Source organism: Streptomyces sp. A1136, assembly GCF_004795055.1.
Taxonomy (GTDB): domain Bacteria; phylum Actinomycetota; class Actinomycetes; order Streptomycetales; family Streptomycetaceae; genus Streptomyces.
Genome location: NZ_SSBJ01000193.1, coordinates 1 through 661, shown reverse-complemented (window position 1 = coordinate 661; position 661 = coordinate 1). Strand labels below are relative to the sequence as shown.

Below are 661 nucleotides of genomic sequence, written 5' to 3'. Positions count from 1 at the left end.
AGCGTGTAGTGAACACTGCAGCTCCGATGTTTAACGATTTCACTATCGACCTAGACGCTCAGAAGCTATTCGGGACCGATGAAGAGAAAGACATCTTTGCAGAAGCGCAGATACACAAGGTATTCAGTATCGACTTACTAACCTACCCACCGACTGGAGAATCGTATGCCAACCTTAACAATTGAATTAGCCCCTGGCCGTACCGCGGAGCAAAAAATCAAATACGCGGAGGAAGTTACCAAGCTCACTTCTGACATCCTGAAGTGTCCCGTTGATAGCATCGACATCATCTTTGTCGAAATACCAAGCTCCAACTGGGTCAAGGGTGGTAAGTTCTTGGCGCCGCCGGTTTAATGCCCCATCGACTCAGTCATCTTGGCTTGCCAAGATGACTTCTTGGGTACGTGCAATATGCTCTTCTAGGAGCGATATCGCTTTCTCTGCATCTCCTCGACGCAGGGTCTCTAACAGCTCGTAGTGTTCCTTTTGCGGCTGCTCCCGACCTAATGTATGAGAAATATAAATTCGGGTATATCGTTGCATACCCAGCACCAAATCCTCAATCATCTTGATTAGGCGTGGCTTGTTAGCTGCGCTGTATAGAGTCAGGTGAAACTCCAGATTCAACGCCGACCAAACGCTAGGCTTACTTGCGCCATCA

The 661-nt window shown here is 48.3% G+C and carries 3 protein-coding genes; 2 read left to right on the top strand and 1 reads right to left on the bottom strand.

Annotated features, from left to right (window positions below; genetic code table 11):
• Both E6R62_RS40500 and E6R62_RS42745 read left to right on the top strand, forming a co-directional pair.
• On the top strand, positions 1-185 hold a 185-nt coding region (locus E6R62_RS40500; protein WP_206309003.1), incomplete at its 5' end, for a hypothetical protein.
• A complete protein-coding gene (locus E6R62_RS42745) occupies positions 166-354 on the top strand; it encodes a 4-oxalocrotonate tautomerase (RefSeq protein ID WP_116434520.1) in 189 nt (62 codons plus the stop codon). The genes E6R62_RS40500 and E6R62_RS42745, both read left to right, overlap by 20 nt.
• 12 nt (positions 355-366) lie before the next feature.
• On the opposite strand, the gene E6R62_RS38010 is transcribed toward E6R62_RS42745, so the two are convergent.
• Positions 367-661 (bottom strand): FCD domain-containing protein (locus E6R62_RS38010; RefSeq protein ID WP_136217964.1); only part of this gene is annotated, 295 nt, incomplete at its 5' end.